Here is a 19,443-nt window from a genome sequence, read left to right as displayed (position 1 = left end):
CTATTCGCTGAGAACGGCGGTGAAGCCTTCGAAGACCGGATGGCCCGCATACATGCCGCGGTTGTCGCCGGCGTTCCTGTGAGCGGCGCGGAAATGCTCCGAGCGCGTCCAGTCGGCAAAATGGGCCTCGCTGTGCCAGATCGTGTGCGACGCGTAGAGGGTCGTGCGGCTCTCCTCGTCAAAGGCGCCCCTGAGCAGGTGGAAGCTCTCGAAGCCGGGCACGTCGGCAAGCCGCGACTGCCGGTTGCGCCAGACCTCCTCGAACGCCTCTTCCTGACCCTCGTTGATCCTGAACCGGTTCATGGCGACGAACATGGGCTGCTCCGTGCTGGCGTGATGACGGGGCACCTATAGCGGGCGCGGACGGCGGCAAGAAAGCCCAGACGTTCGAGGGTTCAGAGGAAATGGCTCTCCATGGCCGCCGAACGGGCGATCACGTCGACACCCATCTGGTCGAACAGGGACACATAGTCGAGCAGCACCCAGTTCTCGATGATCTTGGCGTCGGCGATCCGGTAGAAGTCCATCACGTTCAGCGTCATCGCCCGGTTGGTGGCCGGCACGCCCAGATAGTCGCCCCTGTGGGTCATCGTCATCGATGGCCAACCCGAAAAGGCGGCGAAATCTCCATCGCCGATGCGGCAGAAATGGTTGCCGCCCCTGCGATCGGGAAAGGCACGCAGGAAGGCGGCGCGGTGATGGCTGACAAAGCCGTCCCAGCCGAAGGTCGAGCCGATGCCGCCGGGGCCGTACCACATCATGTCCTCGTGCCAGTGACCGTGCGTGCCGGTCTGGGATTCCGAGTGGAAGGTCTCGGGATCGAACTCCTGCAGGTCGCCGATCATCGCCTCGACGATGTCGAGGGACGCCTCGCCGCGCGCCGGATCGTTCGGCAGGATGCCGTCATGGGTGGCCGGGCCGGGAAACAGCATTTCCGTGCCGAGCATGCGGGGCAGGGGAAAGCGTCCCGCCTGCCGCATCAGGTCGATCAGGTCGAGAATGATCTTCGCTTCGACGATCATCCCGTTCGCGATCCGGTAGAACTCGCCCGAGCGCGCGAAAGCCATCCGGCCGGCCGGCAGGACGCCGAACAGGTCGCGGTCGAAAACGCCCACATAATGGGTGACCGCGCAGACCCAGTCGCCGCCGGCCTCGCGCCGGTTGCGGGCGCCGAAGAATATCTCGTCGCGCCGGTACACCCGCCGCAGTGCCCGTCGCAGGGGGCGGACGAAACCGTCGAGCACCGCCTCGCGGCCCTCGAGCCGGCCGACCGGGGCGGCGATGTCCCAGATCGTGTCGTCGGCGATGGCGGTGCGCGCGAATGGCTCGAGTTCGAGATCCGGTACGCGAATCAAGGCGTTCAGGAAGGTGCGTGTGTCGGTACGCCAGTCGCTCATTGCCGGTTGCGTTCCTCTGGCCGAAGCTGTCCTTGCACTCGTGTGCAAAAATCGCTTGCCAAATTCGTGGCACGGAGTCTACGCTTTTTGCAATCGTGTGCAAGCGCGCGGCCAACACGTACGGGGAGGTACGAATGGCTGAGATCCAGCTTCGCAATGTGTCCAAGCGTTGGGGCAGTTTCGTCGGCGTCGACGACTTCAACCTGACGATCGCCGACCAGGAGTTTCTCGTCCTGCTCGGTCCCTCGGGCTGTGGCAAGACGACCACGATGCGCATGATCGCCGGCCTCGAGGATGTCACCGAGGGCACGATCTCGATCGATGGCAGGGTCGTCAACGATCTCGATCCCAAGGACCGCGACATCGCGATGGTGTTCCAGAGCTACGGGCTCTATCCGAACATGAACGTCTACGAGAACATCCGCTTTCCGCTGAAGGTGCGAAAAGTCGATCAGGCAAGTCATGACGAGCGCGTCAAGCGCGCCGCGGCGATGGTCGAACTCGAACCGTTCATGCACCGCAAGCCGGCCGAACTGTCCGGCGGCCAGCGCCAGCGCGTGGCGCTCGCCCGCGCCATCGTGCGCGAGCCGAACGTGTTCCTCATGGACGAGCCGCTGTCGAACCTCGACGCGAAGCTGCGCGTGTCCACGCGGGCTCAGATCAAGAACCTCAGCCACGAACTGAAGGTGACGACGATCTACGTCACGCACGACCAGATCGAGGCGATGACGCTCGCCGACCGCGTCGTCGTGATGAAGCAGGGCGTCGTGCAGCAGGTGGGAACGCCGACCGAGATCTACGACCGGCCGGCCAACACGTTCGTTGCCGGCTTCATCGGCTCGCCCGCGATGAACCTGATGGAAGGCGTGCTCGAGGGCGGTACGTTCACCGGCCACAACGTCTCCATCGCCGGTCTCACGGGACCCGATGGTCCGGCGACACTCGGCTTCCGTGCCGAGGATGCGCGCGTCGGCGAGGGACAGGGCGAGATCACGGCACCAATCTACACGATCGAACTGCTCGGCGATGCGACGATGATCGCCGTGCGCGCGGGCGGGTCCATGGTCTCGGTGAAGGCCGGCAAGGAGTATCGCGCCGAAATCGACGATACGGTCAGCATCTCGGTGCCGCCGGAGATCTGCCATTTGTTCGACGCCAAGACCGGTGAGCGCATCGACGCTCAATGATCCGCCAGTTGGTTCGGCGAGCGCGATGAACGCGTCCGCCAGAGAAAGGGAGAAGACCATGAAGTTGAAGACCTTGTTGATGGCCGGCGCGGTCTCGCTGCTGGCAACGGCCGGCGCGCAGGCCGATTGCGCGTTCGAGAACGACGTTCCGATCAAGTCGCTGTCGGCCGGTTTCGAGGCCTGGAAGGCCGTTACCGACGCCATGGCCGAATGCGGCAATGTGGAAGCGGAGCTGGACCAGGAGTTCCGCACCAAGCAACCGGCAGCCTTCGCCGCCAATCCCTCGCTCTATCACATCGGCGGGGTCTCCAACGGCACGGTCACGCCGCTTCTCAACGAGGGCACGATCCGCCCGCTCGACGATCTCGTCGCCGAGTACGGCCAGGATCTGGCGCCCAACCAGCTCATCAAGGTCGATGGCCAGACGATGGCGATCGCGATGATGGTGAACACGCAGCACCTGATGTATCGCCAGGACATCTTCGACGAACTCGGCATCGAGGTGCCGACGACCTGGGACGAGGTGCTCGACGCGGCCGCCAGGATCGAGGAAGCGGATGTGGTCGACTATCCGCTGGGCGCGACGATGATGTCGGGCTGGAACCTGGCGCAGGACTTCAACAACATGTTCCTGGGCTTTGGCGGCCAGTTCACGGACGCCGACTCGATGCCGACGGTGAACACCGAAGCCGGCATGAAGGCGCTCGACATGATGAAGCGCATGACCGAGTACATGGACCCCGAATATCTGGTCTCGGACTCGACCTACGTCCAGCAGCAGTTCCAGCAGGGCAAGATCGCCATGGCCAATCTGTGGGCCAGCCGCGGCGCAGCCATGGATGACGAGGCCGAAAGCCAGGTGGTCGGCAAGGTCAATGCGGCTGCCGCGCCGCTCGCCATGGAAGGCGGAGCCCCGGCGACGACGCTGTGGTGGGACGGCATCGTCATCGCCAGGAACATTCCCGACGAAGAAGCCGAGGCGGCCTTCCGCGTCGCCATGGAAGGGCTGGACACCGAAATGGTCCAGGCCAACAGCGACGATGCAATCTGGCTGATCTCCGGCTATGAGCCGAACCGGCTGGCACAGGGCGCGATCGCCACGGCCAGCGCCGATCCGGCACCGCAATCGTACCCCTCGACCAGCCAGATGGGCCTTATGCACACCGCCCTCGGCAACGAACTGCCCGCCTTCTTCACGGGTGAGCGGGACGCCGAGGCGACGCTTGCCGCAGTCGAGGAAGCCTACATCACGGCCGCCAAGGAAGCCGGCCTGATCGAATAAGGACCGGGGCGGCGCTCCGCGGACGGCCCGTCCGTTCGCGGAGCAGCCCGGTTCCTTCCATCGGGGGAGGTGGCGATGAAGTTCAGGACACTTGCGTGGTTCGTCGGGCCTTCGGTGGTGATGATGCTGCTGTTCATCGCCTTCCCGCTCGCCAGCGTCTTCCTTCAGAGCTTCCAGATCACGCAGCCGGTCGTCGAGACGGTCGAGGTCGAGACGTGCACGCCCGGCTTTCTGGGGCAGACCTGCGTGACCGAAACGAAGACCACCCCGGTCCTCGACGATAACGGCAATCCGCTCACGACGACCGAGTGGGTGGGCCTTTTGAGCTATGCGCGCGTGCTGCAGCTCGAGCAGGTGGGCTCGGCCATCGCCAGCGGAGCCTGGAACTCGATTCTCGCCATCGACTTCTGGAAGGCGCTGCGTTTCACGCTGACATTCACGCTCGTCACGCTGCCGCTCGTCATCGGCCTTGGTCTTGCGATCGCGCTCGCGGTCAACAACGCGGCCCGGTCGATCCGCGGTCAGATCATCTTCGTGTCGCTGCTGCCGTTCATCATCACGCCGGTGATCGGGGCGCTTTCGATCCGATGGCTGTTCTATGGCGACGGCATCATCACCGCCCTGATGGAAGACATGTTCGCCACCGACATCTCGGTTGCGGCGAACGGCTGGGCGATCGAACTGCTGATGATGTTCTATCGCGTCTGGCACGTGGCACCGTTCGCCTTCGTGATCTTCTACGCGGGCTTGCAGACGGTGAACCAGGACACGCTGGAAAGCGCGATCATCGACGGGGCGAGCCGGTTCGAACGGCTGCGCTATGTCGTCGTGCCGCATCTGATGCCGCTGATCATCTTCGTGGCGCTGATCCATCTGATGGATGCCTACCGCGCCTTCGAGGAGGTGGTCGGCTTTTCCTCGCAGGCCCATCGCATCACGCTGCAATGGCTGACCTATGACCTGCTGACGCCGGACGATGCGGGCAATCGTGCCATCAGCCGCGCCTCGGCCAGCGCCATGCTGACGATGATCGGCATCGTCGTCCTGCTGATCCCGCTGCTGCGTCGCACCTGGCGCGACCACAAGGGGAGTGCGCACTGATGGCAACGTCGAAGGCTCTCCAGCAACCGTTCTCGCTGCGGCTCACATCCGCGTCCTTCCTCACCCTGTGGTGCGTGATCGCCGCCTTTCCGATCGTCTGGATCGCGGTGATGAGCTTCAAGTCGCCGGTGGACGCGTTTTCGGCCAACCCGCTGAACGTGGTGTTCGGTCCGACGACGCGCGCGGACGGCAACGGGCTTTCGATCCTCGATATCGTGACAGGGCTGATCGTTCTGATCGCCGCGGGTCGCCTTGCCTTTTCGCGGCTGCCGAAATGGGTCGAGCGTCTGACGCCGAAGGGATTGGCCGTGATCGGCTGGCTGGTCGGCGCGGCCGCCTACGCGGTCGCGTTCCTGGTCGTCTTCTTCGGTATCCTGCCGATCGTGCTTGGTGCGCTCAATCCGATCGCCGGTCCGCTCGGCGTCCCGGTGCTGGGTCTGACGACGGAGCACTACTATGCCGTGTGGATCGAGAACGGGTTCTGGCGCAACTTCCAGAACTCTCTGATCGTCACCGCCGGCGTGGTGACGATTTCGCTTACCGTCGGCACGCTGGCCGGCTATGGCCTTGCGCGGTCGGGCTCGAGCCTTGCCTTCTGGATCCTGATCGTCGCGCTGATCTTCCGCGCACTGCCGCATTCGGTGCTGGTGGCGGGTTATCTGCCGGTGTTCATCAATTCAGCCGAGATTCTGCGGCCGATCCTGGGCGAGAACGCGCCGACCCTTTACGGCCAGCCGCTGGCCGTCATCGCGGTGCTGGTGGCGATCAACCAGCCGTTCACGATCTGGATGCTGCGCTCGTTCTTCCAGAACATCCCGAACGAACTTGACGAGGCGGCCCGGGTCGATGGCTGCACGCATTTCCAGGCCTTTCGCTGGGTGATCATGCCGGTCATGTGGCCGGGCGTGATCACGACGGGCCTGTTCTCGTTCCTTCTGGCCTACAATGATCTTCTGGTGACATCGCTGCTGCTCGATGCGCAGAACCAGACCATGGTTCCGGCAATCGCCGGCTATTTCAACCGCGAGACGACCACGACCGACCAGGTCGAGGCCATCGCCGCCGCCGTCTCGATCACCGCGCCGCTGTTCCTTCTGGTGATGATCTTCCAGCGCCAGATCGTCAGCGGCCTGACCGCAGGAGCCGTCAAGGGATGAAAGGGTCCCGACCCCAACAAGCCGCACTCAGCCGCGATACGGACATGTCCAAGACCGGCGAGACCCGCCGCGTCATCGAGGCGATGGTCGACGGTCTCAACGATCACCGCATCGCCGACATGGGCGAGTTCTTCGCAGAGAGCTTCCGCTGGATGGGCAATTGCGGTTGCGGCACCAAGACCGGTCTGCCGCAGTTCCAGGACAATTGGCAACGCCCGTTCCAGGCGGCGTTTTCCGACAAGGTCTGCGTCGACGAGGCGCGGCTGTTCATGGGCGAGTGGGCCGCCGCCTTCGGCCGGCAGGAGGCGACGCATTCGGGCCGCTTCATGGGGCTCGAACCGACGGGCAAGCGCGTGGAGATCCGCTACATGGACTTCTGGAAGGTCGTCGACGGAAAGATCGTCGACAACTGGGTGATGGTCGATTTTCCGCACGTTCTGGCGCAACTGGGCGTCGATGTCTTCGGCGGCGAGGGCTGGGAGGCGTTTGACCGCGGCGAGAAGACCCCGCCGCAGCCCGACCATGGAGCGGGGGCATGAAGGCCGATACCGATCGCCACACCGCCCACAAGGCGGCCCTGGCGCCGCTGCGGGCGGCGCTCTACGATTTCACGCCGAACGAAGCGAGATCGGCGCTCGGGGCGCTGTTCGCGCCCGATGCGCCGGTGCGGCTGGCCCATCCGCTTGGCGAGATGGAAGGACCCGAAGCCCTTTACGAGACGGCCTACGCGCGGCTTGCCACGGCCTGGCCGGACCTCGAGCGGCGCGACTACATCGTCATGGCCGGTGCGACCGAACAGGGCGCGGACTGGGTCGGCTGCGGCGGCTACTATACGGGCACCTTCGTTGCGCCATGGCTCGACATCCCGCCCACCGGCCATCAGGTCGCCATGCGCTTTCACGAGTTCTTCCGCTTCGAAGATGGCCGTGTCACCGAGATGCAGGCGCTGTGGGACATTCCCGAAGTGATGATGCAGGCCCGCGCCTGGCCGATGGCGCCCTCGCTCGGCCGCGAATGGCACGTGCCGGGGCCGGCGACACAGGACGGGCTGGTGCCGGGCCCGCACGATGCCGTCACAAGCGCGGCCTCTTGCCGGCATGTGGTCGACATGCTCGATGCGATGAAGCGCCATCCCGGCGAGGGCGGGCCCGAGGTGATGGAGATGGAACGCTTCTGGCACGCGAAGATGAGCTGGTACGGCCCGTCCGGGATCGGCACCGGGCGCGGCATCGCCGGCTTTCGCAACTGGCACCAGATCCCGTTCCTGCGCGGCATGCCCGACCGGGGGCGGTATGTCGACGAGATCGTCTATCACTTCTTCGGCGACGGTGACTATGTGGCCGTGACCGGCTGGCCGAACATGATCCAGACCGTCACCGATGACGGCTGGATGGGGATCGCGCCGTCGGGCAAGCGCATCACCATGCGCAGTCTCGATTTCTGGCGGATCGAGAACGGGCTGATCCGCGAGAACTGGGTTCTGGTGGACCTGCTTGACGCCTACCGCCAGCTTGGTGTCGACGTGTTCGCGCGGCTGCGCGAGTTCAACAAGGCCCGATCGATGGCGCCGATACCGTTTCCCGTCGGAGAACCCTGATGGGCCATGAGAAGGTGACATCGAGCGACGTGGCGCGGCTCGCCGGGGTCAGCCGGTCGGCCGTCAGCCGTGTTTTCACGCCGGGCGCGAGCGTGTCGTCCAAGACCGCCGAGAAGGTGCGGGAAGCGGCCGAAAAGCTCGGCTACCGGCCGAACGTGCTGGCCCGCTCGCTGATCACCGGCCGCAGCCGCATGATCGGGCTCGTCGTCGCCTATCTGGAGAACTACTTCTACCCCGAGGCGCTCGAGAAGCTGTCGAACGCGCTCCAGGCCGAGGGCTACCACGTCCTCGTCTTCATGGCCTCGCAGACGTCGGACAATATCGACCAGGTGCTCGACGAGATCCTCGACTACCAGGTCGACGGGATCATCATGGCGTCGGTGGCGCTGTCATCGGAACTGACCGCGCGCTGTCAGGCGGCGGGCGTGCCCGTCCTGCTCTTCAACCGCTCGCAGGACGATGCCGCAGTGTCGGCGGTGACCTCGGACAATCTCGAAGGCGGCCGGCAGGTCGCGCAGTTCCTGCACGCGGCCGGCCACCGCCGCTTCGGCCACATCGCGGGCTGGGAGGGCGCCTCGACGCAGCGGGACCGCGAGCGCGGGTTCTTCGAAGGCCTGCGCGCGCTCGGCATCAACGGCTACGAGCGGCAGGTCGGCAACTTCCACTACGAGCAGGCCTGCGATGCCGCGCGGCGCATGTTCGACCGCTCCGACCACCCCGATGCGCTGTTCGCCGCCAACGACCACATGGCGTTCGCCGCGATGGACGTGTTGCGCTTCGAACTGGGCCTTTCGGTCCCGGGCGATGTCTCGGTGATCGGCTTTGACGACGTACCGCCGGCGGCGTGGCCGGCCTACGACCTGACGACGGTGCGCCAGCGCGCCAACCTGATGGTCGAGCGCACCGTGGCGACGCTTCTGAAGATGATCGAAAGACCAGGCGAAACGGCCGAGCAGCATGTTCTTCCTGCGCCGCTGATCGTGCGCGGCTCCGCGCGCCTGCCCGAGGATTGGGACACATGAAGGGTTTCGACGCGAAGTTTTCCGACTTCCCCGACTACATACTCGGCATCACCAAGGAGATCTGGGAAGACCGGGGCATCCACACGCTGCATCGCTACTATGCCGAGGACATCGTCGTGCGGTCACCGGCGTCGGTGGTCGTCGGCAATCAGGGCGTGATCGCCGCGACCATGGCGACGCTGTCCGAGTTCCCGGACCGGCAGTTGCTGGGCGAGGACGTGATCTGGTGCGGCACGCCCGAAACGGGCATGCTGTCCTCGCACCGTATCGTTTCGACGGCGACGCACGCCGGCGACGGCGTCTACGGGCCGGCGACCGGCACGAAACTGACGTACCGGATCCTTGCCGACTGCCACGCCATCGACAACCAGATCAACGATGAATGGCTGATCCGGGACCAGGGCGCCATCGTCCGGCAGATGGGCTGGGACCCCAAGGCCTATGCGGCCGGCCTGATCGAGGCGGAGGGCGGTCCGGATGCATGCGTGCAGCCGCTGACGCCGGCCACCGATCGCCCCGGCCCCTATACGGGGACCGGAAACGACGACGAGTTCGGTGCGCGCTACGCCGACATGCTGACGCGGATCATGACCGCCGAGATGGCGCTGATCGGCACTGAATATGACCGCGCCTGCCAACTCGAACATCCCGGCGCCGTGACCGCGCACGGACGCGAGGCGGCCGACCGGTTCTGGATGGGTCTGCGCGCCGCGTTTCCCTCGGCGACATTCAGGATCGAGCACGCCATGGGCAATCAGGACCCGATGATGAGCCCGCGCGCGGCGGTGCGCTGGTCGCTGACCGGCAAGCATGACGGCTGGGGTGCCTTCGGCAGGCCGACCGGGGCCGAGGTGCATGTGCTCGGCATCAGCCATGCCGAATACGGCCCGCGCGGTCTCCGGCGGGATTACGTGCTCTACGACGAGACGGCGATCTGGAAGCAGATCGTCATGCAGACGGGCTGATGGCCTCAGCCGGAATCGAGATCGCGGCGTTCGGCAAGGTGCCGGTCGAGGAAATCGGCGACCGGCGGCAACGAGCGGGCCGGCGCTTCCTCGTGCGGAACGTGTCCGAGAGCGGGGAAGGCGACCAGTTCGGCGCCGTCGATCCCATCGAGATAGTCCTGCGCGTTGGTGGCCGGGATCATCCGGTCCCGTTCGCCCCAGACGAGCAGCGTCGGCGCCTCGATCTGCGCCAGAAGCGGCTCGGGCGGGACAAGCATGACCTGGCCCATCATGTCGATCAGCGCGGCGCGGTTGCCCGGCGCGCGCATCATGTCGTGGTAGCGCCGGAACACATTGTCGGCGAGGGCGTCCTTTTCCGCATAGGCGATCTCGACATTGGAGCGCAGCATGAAGGCGGGCAGGGTGTAGCGCATCAGCCCCATCAGGGCGGGGACGTCAGGCGACCTGCCATATTCGAAGCCTGGGCTCTCGAACCCGTCGGGCGAGACGAGCACGAGGGCGGAGACGCGCGCGGGTCGCTCGGCCGCCGTCATCCAGGCAAGACGGCCGCCCATCGAGTTTCCGACGAGCGCGGCCGTTTCGATCTCGAGTGCGTCCATCAGCCCGTCGAGCAGGGCGACCCAGCGGTCCATCGAGTAGTCGCCGGTCGGGTCGGCGCCGGTCAGCCCGTGCGCGGGCAGGTCGAGCCGGATGACGCGATAGCGGTCGTCGAGCGCGTCGGCCCAGGCCTGCCATGTGTGAAGGCTCGAACCGAGCCCGTGCAGCATGATGATGGCCGGCGCCCCGCGCGGACCGGTGTCGCGCACGTGCAGCCGCACGCCGTCGATATCGATATAGGCGCCGTCCGGCGCGAAATAGCGCGCTTCCAGCCGGTCGCGCGAAAGGTCCGGCGTCCAAAGCCAGAAGCCGAGCGCGGCCAACGCGACCGCGAGCACGATGAGGATCGTTGTCAGCATGGTGTTCATGTCGTCGGCCCTCACATGCGGGCCGGCCTCGTCGCTGTCAATCGGCGAGCGGCGGCCAAGCGGCGCAAAGTCGCAATGCCAAGCCAGGAGAGTTCACGATGACGACAATCGCCACGACCCATGTCGGCTCGCTGCCGCGTACGCAGAAGGTCGTCGACTTCATCTTCGCGCGCGAAAGGGGTGAGGATTACGATACCGCAGCCTTCGATGCGGCGATGACGGAGGCTGTGGACGAGACCGTGCGCCGTCAGGTCGAGGCCGGTGTCGACATCGTCTCGGACGGCGAGACGTCCAAGATCTCCTATGCCACCTACGTCAAGGACCGCTACACCGGCTTTTCCGGCGACAGCCCGCGCAACGCGCCGGCCGACCTCAAGCAATTTCCGACGTTCCTCGAACGGCTCGCCAGGGAAGGCGGCACGCCGAAGTATGCCCGTCCCATGTGCACCGGCGAGGTGCGGTCGAAGGGGCAGGGGGAACTTGAAAAGGACATCGCCAACCTCAAGGTGGCCATGGCCGCGCACGGGGCGGAGCGCGGCTTCATGAACGCGGCGTCGCCGGGCGTGATCTCGCTGTTTCTGCAGAACCAGCACTACCCCTCGCGCGAGGCCTATCTGGCGGCGCTGGCCGACGCGATGCGCGCCGAATACGAGACGATCGTCGCCGCCGGGCTCGATCTGCAACTCGACTGCCCCGACCTGGCGCTGTCGCGGCACATGCTGTTCGCCGATCTTTCCGACGCCGAGTTCGTCCGTATCGCCGAGAGCCATGTGGAAGCGCTCAACCATGCGCTCGAGAACGTGCCGCAGGACAGTGTGCGGGTGCACATCTGCTGGGGCAATTACGAAGGCCCGCACGTGTGCGACATCGACATGGCGGCGGTCTTTCCGGTCCTGATGAAGGCGAAGGCCCGATATCTTCTGTTTGAAACCTCCAATCCGCGCCACGCCCATGAATGGACCGTGTTCCGCGACCGCAAGGCCGAGATCCCCGACGACCGGGTGCTGGTGCCGGGCGTCGTCGACACCACCACCAACTTTGTCGAGCACCCAGAACTGGTGGCGCAACGCCTCGAGCGCTTCACGGGGATCGTGGGCGCCGAACGGGTCATCGCCGGGTCGGATTGCGGCTTCGGCACGTTCGCCGGGTTCGGCGCGGTCGACCCCGAGATCGCCTATGCCAAGCTGGGCGCGCTGGCCGCGGGTGCGCGGCTCGCCTCGGACCGCCTCTGACCGCCATGGACCGGGAAACGCTGTGCCTGCTGCCGGGCATGATGTGCGATGAACGCCTGTTCGCGCCGCAGATGGCCGCGCTTGAAGGTGAGTATGACATCGTGGTCGGCGACATCTCCGACGCGGACACGATCGGCGCGCTGGCCGACGTCTTGCTCGGCCGGCTGCCCGAGCGCTTCAACCTGGCCGGCCTTTCCATGGGCGGTATCGTCGCGCAGGAAATGGTGCGCCGCGCGCCCGGCCGCGTGATGCGCCTTGCGCTGCTCGATACGAGCTTCGGCCCCGACAGTGACCGCCGCCGGGCGATCCGCGACGATCAGATCGCGCGGGTTCGCGCGGAGGGGCTGGAGGCGGTCTTCATCGCCGAGATGAAGCCGCATTACCTGGCTGCGGCCAATGCCGGGGATACGAGGCTGAACGCGCTCTTCCTCGACATGGCAATGGCGCTGGGGACGGACGTGTTCATTCGCCAGTCGAAGGCGCTGCGTGACCGGCCCGACCAGACCGAGACGTTGCGCGGCTTCGCCGGCCCGGCGCTGGTCCTATGCGGCGTCGAGGATCGCATGTGCCCGCCGAAGATCCATGAACAGATGGCGCGGTTGCTGCCAGACGCGGACCTGACGGTGATCGAGGGCGCCGGCCATATCAGCACGCTCGAAGCGCCGGGCGCGGTCAATGCGGCCCTTGCCGCCTGGCTCGCGCGTCCCCTTGCCTGAGTTGAGACCTATTCGGCCGCGTCGCGCTTCTCGCCGGCCGCGCGCGCGGCCATGAAGGCGTCGAGGGCGGCGATCCGGTCGGCGCCAAGGCGCAGGCCGAGCTTGGAGCGGCGCCAGACGACATCCTCTGCGGTGAGGGCATATTCATTGTCCATCAGCCAGCAGACTTCGCGTTCGGTGAGCGTCGCCCCGAACGCCTCGCCCAGATCGTCGATGCGGCGCGCATCGCCGAGCATGGCGCGGGCGCAGGTGCCATAGGCGCGAACCAGCCGCCGCGCCCAGCGCTGGTCGAGAAACGGGAAGTCCCGCGCAAGGTCCGCGACGAGGTCGTCGAAGCCATCGACGGGAAAGTCGCCGCCGGGCAGGGGCGCGCCGGCGGTCCAAGGCCGGCCGGTGTCAGGCAGGCGGTCGCCGAGCTTTTCGAGCGCGCTTTCGGCGAGGCGCCGATATGTGGTGATCTTGCCGCCGAACACGTTCAGAAGCGGCGCACCCGGCGCGGTGTCGAGCGAGAGCACATAGTCGCGCGTCGCCGCCGTCGCCGACGACGCGCCGTCATCATAGAGCGGCCGGACGCCCGAATAGGTCCAGACGATGTCGTCGGCCGTGACGGGCCGCTTGAAATAATGCGAGGCAAAGGCAAGCAGATAGTCGCGCTCGGCGGGGGTGCATTCGGCCTCGCCGGGAGCGCCCTCGTGCTCGCGGTCGGTGGTGCCGATCAGCGTGAAATCGGTCTCGTAGGGGATGGCGAAGACGAGCCGCCCGTCCTCGCCCTGGAAGAAATAGCATTTGTCGTGGTCGAACAGGCGGCGCGTGACGATATGGCTGCCGCGCACCAGCCGCACGCCCTCGGACGTGTTCTGGCGCACCGTGTTGCGGATGATGTCCTCGACCCATGGCCCGCCCGCATTGACGAGCGCGCGCGCGTGCACCGTCTCGGTCTCGCCGGTCGCCTCGTGGCGCATCGTGACGGCCCACAGGTCGCCGGACCTTTCGGCTGTGACGACACGGGTCCGTGTCATGATGCGCGCGCCCCGGTCCTCGGCGTCGCGGGCGTTGAGCACGACAAGGCGCGCATCCTCGACCCAGCAGTCGGAATATTCGAACGCCTTCTCGAAGCGGTCCTGCAGCGGAGCGCCGGCTGGATCGGCGCGCAGATCGAGCGTGCGCGTGGCGGGCAGGATCTTCCGGCCGCCCAGATGATCGTAAAGGAACAGGCCAAGCCGGATCAGCCAGGCCGGGCGGCGGCCCTTCATCCAGGGCATGACGAAGGACAGAAGCCGCGAGGTGGGCGTCGTGCTCTCGAAACGCATGTCCGGGTGGAAGGGCAGAACGAAGCGCATCGGCCAGGAGATGTGCGGCATGGCGCGCAGCAGCGTCTCGCGCTCGATCAGCGCCTCGCGCACCAGCCGGATCTCGAAATATTCAAGATAGCGCAGTCCGCCATGGAAAAGCTTGGTCGAGGCCGACGAGGTGGCCGAGGCCAGATCGTTCATCTCGGCCAGCGCCACCGAAAGCCCCCGGCCGGCCGCATCGCGGGCGATGCCGCAGCCATTGATGCCGCCGCCGATGACGAACAGGTCGACGGGTTGCTGCTGGGTTCCGGTGCTCATGGTAGGGTTTCGCCGTGTGCGCTGGTATGTTCGGTTCTTTTCGATTATTTTCATTTTAGGGCGCAATTGTGATCGAAGCAATGCGTGCCGATGATGATTCAGGAGGCTGGCCCATGGCGTCCGGGCTAAGGCGCAACGACATTCTTTCGGTTCTGCGCGGCAGCGGGCAGGCCACGGTCGAGGAACTGGCGCGCCGGTTTGCGGTCACCGAGCAGACGATCCGACGCGATCTGGCCGAACTGGCCGCCGCCGGACGCATCGAACGGGTCCATGGCGGGGCGGCGCTGCGCTCGGGCGTCGCCAACATCGTCTACGAGGAGCGGCGCGGGCTGAACGCGGGCGCCAAGGACCGGATCGGCGCGCTCGTCGCCCGGCACGTGCCGGCCAATGCGTCGCTGTTCATCAATATCGGAACGACGACCGAGGCGGTCGCGCGCCATCTGGTCGATCGCGGTCCGCTGACGGTGGTCACCAACAACATCAACGTCGCCTCCATCCTGGCGCCGAACGAGGGTTGCGAGATCATCGTCACCGGCGGCGTGCTGCGGCGCGCCGATGGCGGGCTGGTCGGCGATCTGGCGAGCCAGACGATCGGGCAGTTCAAGGTGGACATCGCCATCATCGGCGCCTCGGCGCTCGACGAGGCGGGCGATCTTTACGATTTCGACCTGCGCGAGGTGCATGTCAGCCGGGCGATCATCGCCAATGCGCGCGCGGTGTTCCTTGTGGCCGATGCGTCCAAGTTCGACCGCGCCGCGCCGGTGTGCATCGCCTCGATGGCCGATGTGGATGCGGTCTTTTCCGACCGGGCGCTGCCGCCGGCGCTGGCGCGGTCATGCGCCCGATGGGGTACGGCGGTGCATGTCGCGAACGGGCAGGGCGCGGACGCCTAACCCTGTGCGGTTTCGTGGCCGAGCCGCCGCGCATCGGTGCAGCCGTGGCGGGCGCACTCCATCTCCAGCGTCGAATGGGTCACGCCGAACCGGTCGGCGAGCAAAGCCTTGACCTCAGCCTTGACCGCGTCGGCATTGTCCCATTGCCCCTCGGCGATACGCAGGTGCGCGTCGAAGGAATGGCGGTGCTCGCCCATCTGCCACAGATGGACGTGATGGACCTCGGCGACGCCGCGGACCGTCTCGACGGCGGACATGACCTGTTCGGGGTCGAGGCCGGGTGGGGTGCCGAGCATCAGGATGCGGATGACGCCGCCGATCTCGGCGAACGACATGTAGAGGATGTAGCCGGCGATCAGCAGCGTGATGGCCGGGTCGATCAGCCGCCAGTCGTACAAGATGATCAGCGTGCCCGCGACGATCACGGCGACCGAACCGAGCGCATCGGCCAGATTGTGCAGGAAGGCGGCGCGAATGTTGACCGACTGCTTGGAAAGCGCCCAGGTCAGGGCGGCCGTCGCCAGATCGACGATCAGCGCCAGGCCGGCGATGATCACCACCAGCCAGCCGTCGACCGGCTGGGGATCGAGGAAACGCAGGATCGCCTCATAGCCAAGGTAAAGGCCGAGCAGGATGAGCGTCGTGTAATTGATCAGCGCGGCGACGACCTCGATGCGGTCATAGCCGAAGGTCATCGTGTCGTCGGCGCCGCGCCGGGCGATGCGTCGCGCCGCAAAGGCGATCACCAGCGACATCGCGTCAGACAGATTGTGCAGCGCGTCGGCGATCAGCGCCAGGCTGCCCGAGATCAGGCCGCCGACGATCTGCGCGGCCGTCAGCAGAAAATTGACGGCGATGGCGAACCCGACCCGGCGGTCGCCGGCGTCGGCGTCGATATGGTGGTGATGATGATGACGGTGGCCCATCGCGGCGCTCCTTTTGCGCCTGAGCTAATCCCTCTAGCTCCTCGAGGTTCAAGGGCGAATTACCGCCGGATCGGTGGCCTGGCTCAAAGGCCCGTCGCCAGCCGGTCGAGCAGGGCATCGAGCATGGCGTCGCAGCGGCGCACCTGTTCGACGGTGACGTATTCGTCCGGCTTGTGGCCCTGCGCCATCGAGCCCGGCCCGCAGATCACCGTCTGGATGCCCAGATCGCGCGAGAACAGGCCGCCCTCGGTGCCATAGGCGAGCTTGATCGTCTCGTTGCCACCGGTCAGCGACGTGACGAACGCGATCACCTCGGCATCGACGGGCGTCGCCAGTCCGGGATAGCTGAACGCGGTTTCGATACTGATTCCGCTTTCGGGCGCAACGTCGTGATATCGACCGGCAATCCGGTCGGCCTCGTCACGGATGTCGGCAAGCATGGCGTCCGGGTCGTCCTCGGCGAGGTTGCGGATCTCGAAGTCGAGCCGGCAGCTGTTGGGCACGATGTTGAGCTGGACGCCGCCTTCGATCATGCCGGCATGAACGGTGGTGTAGGGCACGTCGTAGGCGGCGTCCGAAGCGCCGTGTTCGGCGAGGTCCGCCTGAATGGCGCGCAGATGGGCAATGAGGTCGGCAGCGAGGTGGATCGCGTTGACGCCGGTCGGGGCGAGCGCCGAATGGGCCTCGCGGCCGGTACAGATGGCGGTCAGAGCCGTCTTGCCCTTGTGGCCGGTGCCGACCTTCATTTCGGTCGGCTCGCCGACGATGCAGAAGCGCGGCACGAAGGGGGCGTCGTCGAGCATGGCGATCAGCGAGCGCACGCCGATGCAGCCGATCTCCTCGTCGTGCGAAAAAGCAAGGTGGAGCGGCGTCGTCAGGTCGCGTTTGGCCGCCTTCAGTGCGCAGGCCGTTGCGGCGGCGACGAAGCCCTTCATGTCGGCGGTGCCGCGTCCGTGCAGCCTGCCGTCGCGCTCGGTCATCTTGAAGGGCGGCACCGTCCAGGCCTGACCCTCGACGGGCACCACATCGGTGTGGCCGGACAGCAGTACGCCGGGCCGGTCGGTCGGGCCGATCGTGGCATAGAGATTGGCCTTCGTGCCCGTCTCGTCGCCGATCAGATGGACCTCGGCGCCGGCGTCCATGAGCAGGTCGCGCAGCCACGTGATCAGCGGCAGGTTGGGCCGGTCGCTGACCGTGTCGAAGGCGATCAGCCGGCCGAGGATCTCGATCGTGTCCATTGCGCGGTCATCGGACATCGGTGCGCGCGGCGCAAGAGCATCGCGCCGCGCGGTGCCGAACCGTATCCCGTCCGGGCTCAGTGGGCGCGGGTCGGACCGGCCGGGTCGTCGGTGTTGCGGACGCGGTAGAGGCTCGCCTCGCCGGTCATCGCCGGGGCGAGACTGCGCCTGGCGCCGGGCGGGACGGCGCAGGTGTCGCCGGGATTGAGCACGGTGCGCGTCCCGTCGACGTCGAGACGCCAGTAACCCCGGACGGGCATCAGCACTTCGTGCCGGTCGGTGGTGTACGCGTCCTCGCCGATCGAGCCGCGCGTGATGAAGTCAACTTCGAAGCCCGGCCGGTCCGTGAGAAGGGCGTCGGGGCCGATCACCCTGGCCGGCGCATCGGCCGCGACCGCCATCAGGTCCCAGTAGCGGGCGACGAAATCTGGCACGACTTCGGCGGCCGACGGTTCGGCGAAGGCGGTCAGTTCCTCTTCGGTCAGGAGCGGCATGGGCGAGACGCCCTCGGGCAGGCTCTGGCCCTTCCTGGTGTCGTAGAGCTTGCCGGTCTCGGCCAGCACCAGGCCGTGGTCGCGGGCGTCCTCGATCACCTGCGGCGCCCAGATGACGCCGCCGCCGGCATCGTCACCGCCCAGGATCGCCATGATCATACCGTAGTCGGTGCCGATGTTCTCGAACCCCCGGAAGATGCCGGTCGGGATGTTGAAGATGTCGCCTTCCTCGAGCACGACCTCGCCCGCCGTGCCCCAGCGGCCCCAGAAGAAGCGCCAGCGCCCCCTGAGCACGAAGAACACCTCGGCGGTTCGATGCGAATGCAGCGAGTTGCGGCACTTGGGCGGCTGGCCCGCCGCGCCGATGTTGAAACCGGGCGTGTCCTTGATGTGCACGTGCTGGTCCGGGCTCTCGGACACGCCGCCGCCGATGATGGTGAAGTTCTCCTTCTGGTCGGAGCCTGGCGTGTGCGCGTCGATGAAGGCGGTCTTGCACGGCACCAGATCGCCATAGCGCACGATGCGGGCGTCGAGTTCCTGCGGGGTCATATCGTCCTCCTGGCGTCCGGCGTCGTCGCGCCGGGTCTTGAAAAGCCGGTTCCGGGCGTGCGTTTCCAGCCCGGCGGAATGCGCGCGCTGCCGCGCACGATCAGTTCGCTGTCGATCTCGACGCGGGCGCGCGCGGGCTCATGGCCGGCGATCAGGTCGAGCAGCAGGGCCGAGGCCGCTTCGGCCATGCGCCGGGCGGGCTGGCGCAGCGTGGTCAGGTCGAAGCTCGGCCAGGCGGCCATGGCGACGTCGTCATAGCCGATCACCGAGACATCGCCCGGCACCTTCAGGCCCAGGCCGTAACGCAGCGTCTCGATCACCGCGAAGGCCATGTGGTCGTTGCCGGCAAAGATCGCGTCGGGGCGGATCGCGCCCTTGAACATCTCGCGCGTGGCCGCGGCGGCGATGTCGCGGCTGTAATGGCTGTCGATGATGTCGAGCGGTTCCAGACCGTTCTCGGCAAGACCGTTCAGAAAGCCGGCCTGCCGGTCACGGCCGTTGAGCGATTTCTGCCAGCCGGAGACATGGGCGATGCGCGTGTGCCCGCCGGCGGCGAGGAAGTGCGCGGCGCGCCGGCCGCCGTCGAAGTTGGCCGAGGTGACGGTGGCGAGCGAAGCGTCTTCCTGGCCCCGGTTGAACAGGACGAAGGGAATGTTCGCCTCGCGCAGGCGCCCGGTCAGCGCATTGGACATGGAGACCGAGGCGAGGATGATGCCGTCGACCTGATGGTCGACCATGTCGTCGACGACGCCGTCGACCTCCTCGGCAAGGTTTGAGGCGATCCGGATCATGATGTGATAGCCGCGCGCCTCGAGCGCCTCGGACAGGTGCGAGATCGCCTCGCCGTAGAAGGGGTTGTCGAGATAGGCGAGCACCAGCCCGATCGTCCGCGACTGGCCGGTCGTCAGCGAGCGGGCGAGGCGGTTGGGACGGTAGCCCAGTTCGGCGGCGGCGCGGCGCACGCGCCTTGCCAGATCGGGCGAAACCTTTGGGTCGGCCGAGAACACGCGGCTGACCGTCGGCTGGCTGACGCCGGCGCGCGCGGCGACATCGTGGGAGGTCACCCGTGCCGGAGCCGTCTTGGGCTGGTCTGATCGGTCGGTCGGCATCGG

Annotated in this window: 19 protein-coding genes; 11 read left to right on the top strand and 8 right to left on the bottom strand. The window is 66.6% G+C overall.

Annotation, left to right across the window (positions count from 1 at the left end; genetic code table 11):
- Both hmuQ and E0E05_RS11320 read right to left on the bottom strand, forming a co-directional pair.
- A complete protein-coding gene (hmuQ, locus tag E0E05_RS11325; RefSeq protein ID WP_131616811.1) occupies positions 1 to 315 on the bottom strand; it encodes a heme-degrading protein HmuQ in 315 nt (104 codons plus the stop codon).
- Positions 316 to 395: 80 nt separating this feature from the next.
- Entirely contained in the window at positions 396 to 1,397 is a 1,002-nt protein-coding gene (locus E0E05_RS11320) for an ester cyclase (RefSeq protein ID WP_131616810.1), read from the bottom strand.
- A gap of 134 nt (positions 1,398 to 1,531) precedes the next feature.
- Between E0E05_RS11320 and E0E05_RS11315 the strand changes: the two genes are divergently transcribed.
- The 8 genes from E0E05_RS11315 to E0E05_RS11280 all read left to right on the top strand — a co-directional run bounded on the left by E0E05_RS11315 (position 1,532) and on the right by E0E05_RS11280 (position 9,708).
- Positions 1,532 to 2,584, top strand: a complete 1,053-nt coding sequence (locus tag E0E05_RS11315; RefSeq protein ID WP_131616809.1) for an ABC transporter ATP-binding protein — start codon at positions 1,532 to 1,534, stop codon at positions 2,582 to 2,584.
- A gap of 58 nt (positions 2,585 to 2,642) precedes the next feature.
- Positions 2,643 to 3,866, top strand: a complete 1,224-nt coding sequence (locus E0E05_RS11310; protein ID WP_131616808.1) for an ABC transporter substrate-binding protein — start codon at positions 2,643 to 2,645, stop codon at positions 3,864 to 3,866.
- 75 nt (positions 3,867 to 3,941) lie between these two features.
- Positions 3,942 to 4,967 (top strand): carbohydrate ABC transporter permease, encoded by a 1,026-nt coding sequence (locus E0E05_RS11305; RefSeq protein ID WP_131616807.1) that lies wholly within the window; start codon positions 3,942 to 3,944, stop codon positions 4,965 to 4,967.
- A complete protein-coding gene (locus tag E0E05_RS11300) occupies positions 4,967 to 6,124 on the top strand; it encodes a carbohydrate ABC transporter permease (protein ID WP_131616806.1) in 1,158 nt (385 codons plus the stop codon). The genes E0E05_RS11305 and E0E05_RS11300 overlap by 1 nt, the downstream gene beginning before the upstream one ends.
- A 44-nt stretch (positions 6,125 to 6,168) precedes the next feature.
- Positions 6,169 to 6,663, top strand: coding sequence for an ester cyclase (locus E0E05_RS11295; RefSeq protein WP_244597695.1), 495 nt, complete (start codon positions 6,169 to 6,171; stop codon positions 6,661 to 6,663).
- Positions 6,660 to 7,721: an ester cyclase gene (locus E0E05_RS11290; RefSeq protein ID WP_131616804.1), complete on the top strand. Its 1,062-nt coding sequence runs from the start codon at positions 6,660 to 6,662 to the stop codon at positions 7,719 to 7,721. The genes E0E05_RS11295 and E0E05_RS11290 overlap by 4 nt, the downstream gene beginning before the upstream one ends.
- On the top strand, positions 7,721 to 8,743 hold the full coding sequence (locus tag E0E05_RS11285; RefSeq protein ID WP_131616803.1) for a LacI family DNA-binding transcriptional regulator: 1,023 nt from the start codon (positions 7,721 to 7,723) through the stop codon (positions 8,741 to 8,743). Before E0E05_RS11290 ends, E0E05_RS11285 begins: the two co-directional genes overlap by 1 nt.
- Entirely contained in the window at positions 8,740 to 9,708 is a 969-nt protein-coding gene (locus E0E05_RS11280; protein ID WP_131616802.1) for a nuclear transport factor 2 family protein, read from the top strand. Before E0E05_RS11285 ends, E0E05_RS11280 begins: the two co-directional genes overlap by 4 nt.
- Before the next feature lie 5 nt (positions 9,709 to 9,713).
- Here E0E05_RS11280 and E0E05_RS11275 read toward each other — a convergent pair whose 3' ends face one another.
- Positions 9,714 to 10,673 carry an alpha/beta fold hydrolase gene (locus E0E05_RS11275; RefSeq protein WP_131616801.1) on the bottom strand — a complete coding sequence of 320 codons (960 nt, stop codon included), beginning with the start codon at positions 10,671 to 10,673 and terminating at the stop codon, positions 9,714 to 9,716.
- Positions 10,674 to 10,771: 98 nt separating this feature from the next.
- Here E0E05_RS11275 and E0E05_RS11270 point away from each other — a divergent pair, with 98 nt between their 5' ends.
- The gene (locus E0E05_RS11270) at positions 10,772 to 11,905 is read left to right on the top strand and encodes a cobalamin-independent methionine synthase II family protein (protein ID WP_131616800.1); all 1,134 of its coding nucleotides are present in this window, start codon (positions 10,772 to 10,774) and stop codon (positions 11,903 to 11,905) included.
- Positions 11,906 to 11,910: 5 nt separating this feature from the next.
- On the top strand, positions 11,911 to 12,621 hold the full coding sequence (locus tag E0E05_RS11265; protein WP_210215701.1) for an alpha/beta fold hydrolase: 711 nt from the start codon (positions 11,911 to 11,913) through the stop codon (positions 12,619 to 12,621).
- Positions 12,622 to 12,629: 8 nt separating this feature from the next.
- Here E0E05_RS11265 and glpD read toward each other — a convergent pair whose 3' ends face one another.
- Positions 12,630 to 14,231, bottom strand: coding sequence for a glycerol-3-phosphate dehydrogenase (gene glpD / locus E0E05_RS11260; protein WP_131616799.1), 1,602 nt, complete (start codon positions 14,229 to 14,231; stop codon positions 12,630 to 12,632).
- 113 nt (positions 14,232 to 14,344) lie between these two features.
- On the opposite strand from glpD, the gene E0E05_RS11255 reads away from it, so the two are divergent.
- Complete coding sequence (locus E0E05_RS11255; protein WP_131616798.1) at positions 14,345 to 15,124, top strand: DeoR/GlpR family DNA-binding transcription regulator; 780 nt, start codon at positions 14,345 to 14,347, stop codon at positions 15,122 to 15,124.
- Here E0E05_RS11255 and E0E05_RS11250 read toward each other — a convergent pair.
- The 4 genes from E0E05_RS11250 to E0E05_RS11235 all read right to left on the bottom strand — a co-directional run bounded on the left by E0E05_RS11250 (position 15,121) and on the right by E0E05_RS11235 (position 19,440).
- Entirely contained in the window at positions 15,121 to 16,050 is a 930-nt protein-coding gene (locus tag E0E05_RS11250; protein ID WP_131616797.1) for a cation diffusion facilitator family transporter, read from the bottom strand. The two genes, E0E05_RS11255 and E0E05_RS11250, sit on opposite strands and share 4 nt — an antisense overlap.
- An 83-nt stretch (positions 16,051 to 16,133) precedes the next feature.
- A complete protein-coding gene (gene argE / locus E0E05_RS11245) occupies positions 16,134 to 17,306 on the bottom strand; it encodes an acetylornithine deacetylase (protein WP_342212083.1) in 1,173 nt (390 codons plus the stop codon).
- A gap of 59 nt (positions 17,307 to 17,365) precedes the next feature.
- On the bottom strand, positions 17,366 to 18,331 hold the full coding sequence (locus tag E0E05_RS11240) for a cupin domain-containing protein (protein ID WP_131616796.1): 966 nt from the start codon (positions 18,329 to 18,331) through the stop codon (positions 17,366 to 17,368).
- Complete coding sequence (locus E0E05_RS11235; RefSeq protein ID WP_131616795.1) at positions 18,328 to 19,440, bottom strand: LacI family DNA-binding transcriptional regulator; 1,113 nt, start codon at positions 19,438 to 19,440, stop codon at positions 18,328 to 18,330. The genes E0E05_RS11240 and E0E05_RS11235 overlap by 4 nt, the downstream gene beginning before the upstream one ends.
- Positions 19,441 to 19,443 lie beyond the last annotated feature (3 nt).

This window comes from Roseitalea porphyridii, from assembly GCF_004331955.1.
Classification (GTDB): domain Bacteria; phylum Pseudomonadota; class Alphaproteobacteria; order Rhizobiales; family Rhizobiaceae; genus Roseitalea; species Roseitalea porphyridii.
Note: the sequence above shows the minus strand (reverse complement) of the source record. Positions and strands in the feature narration are given on the sequence as shown.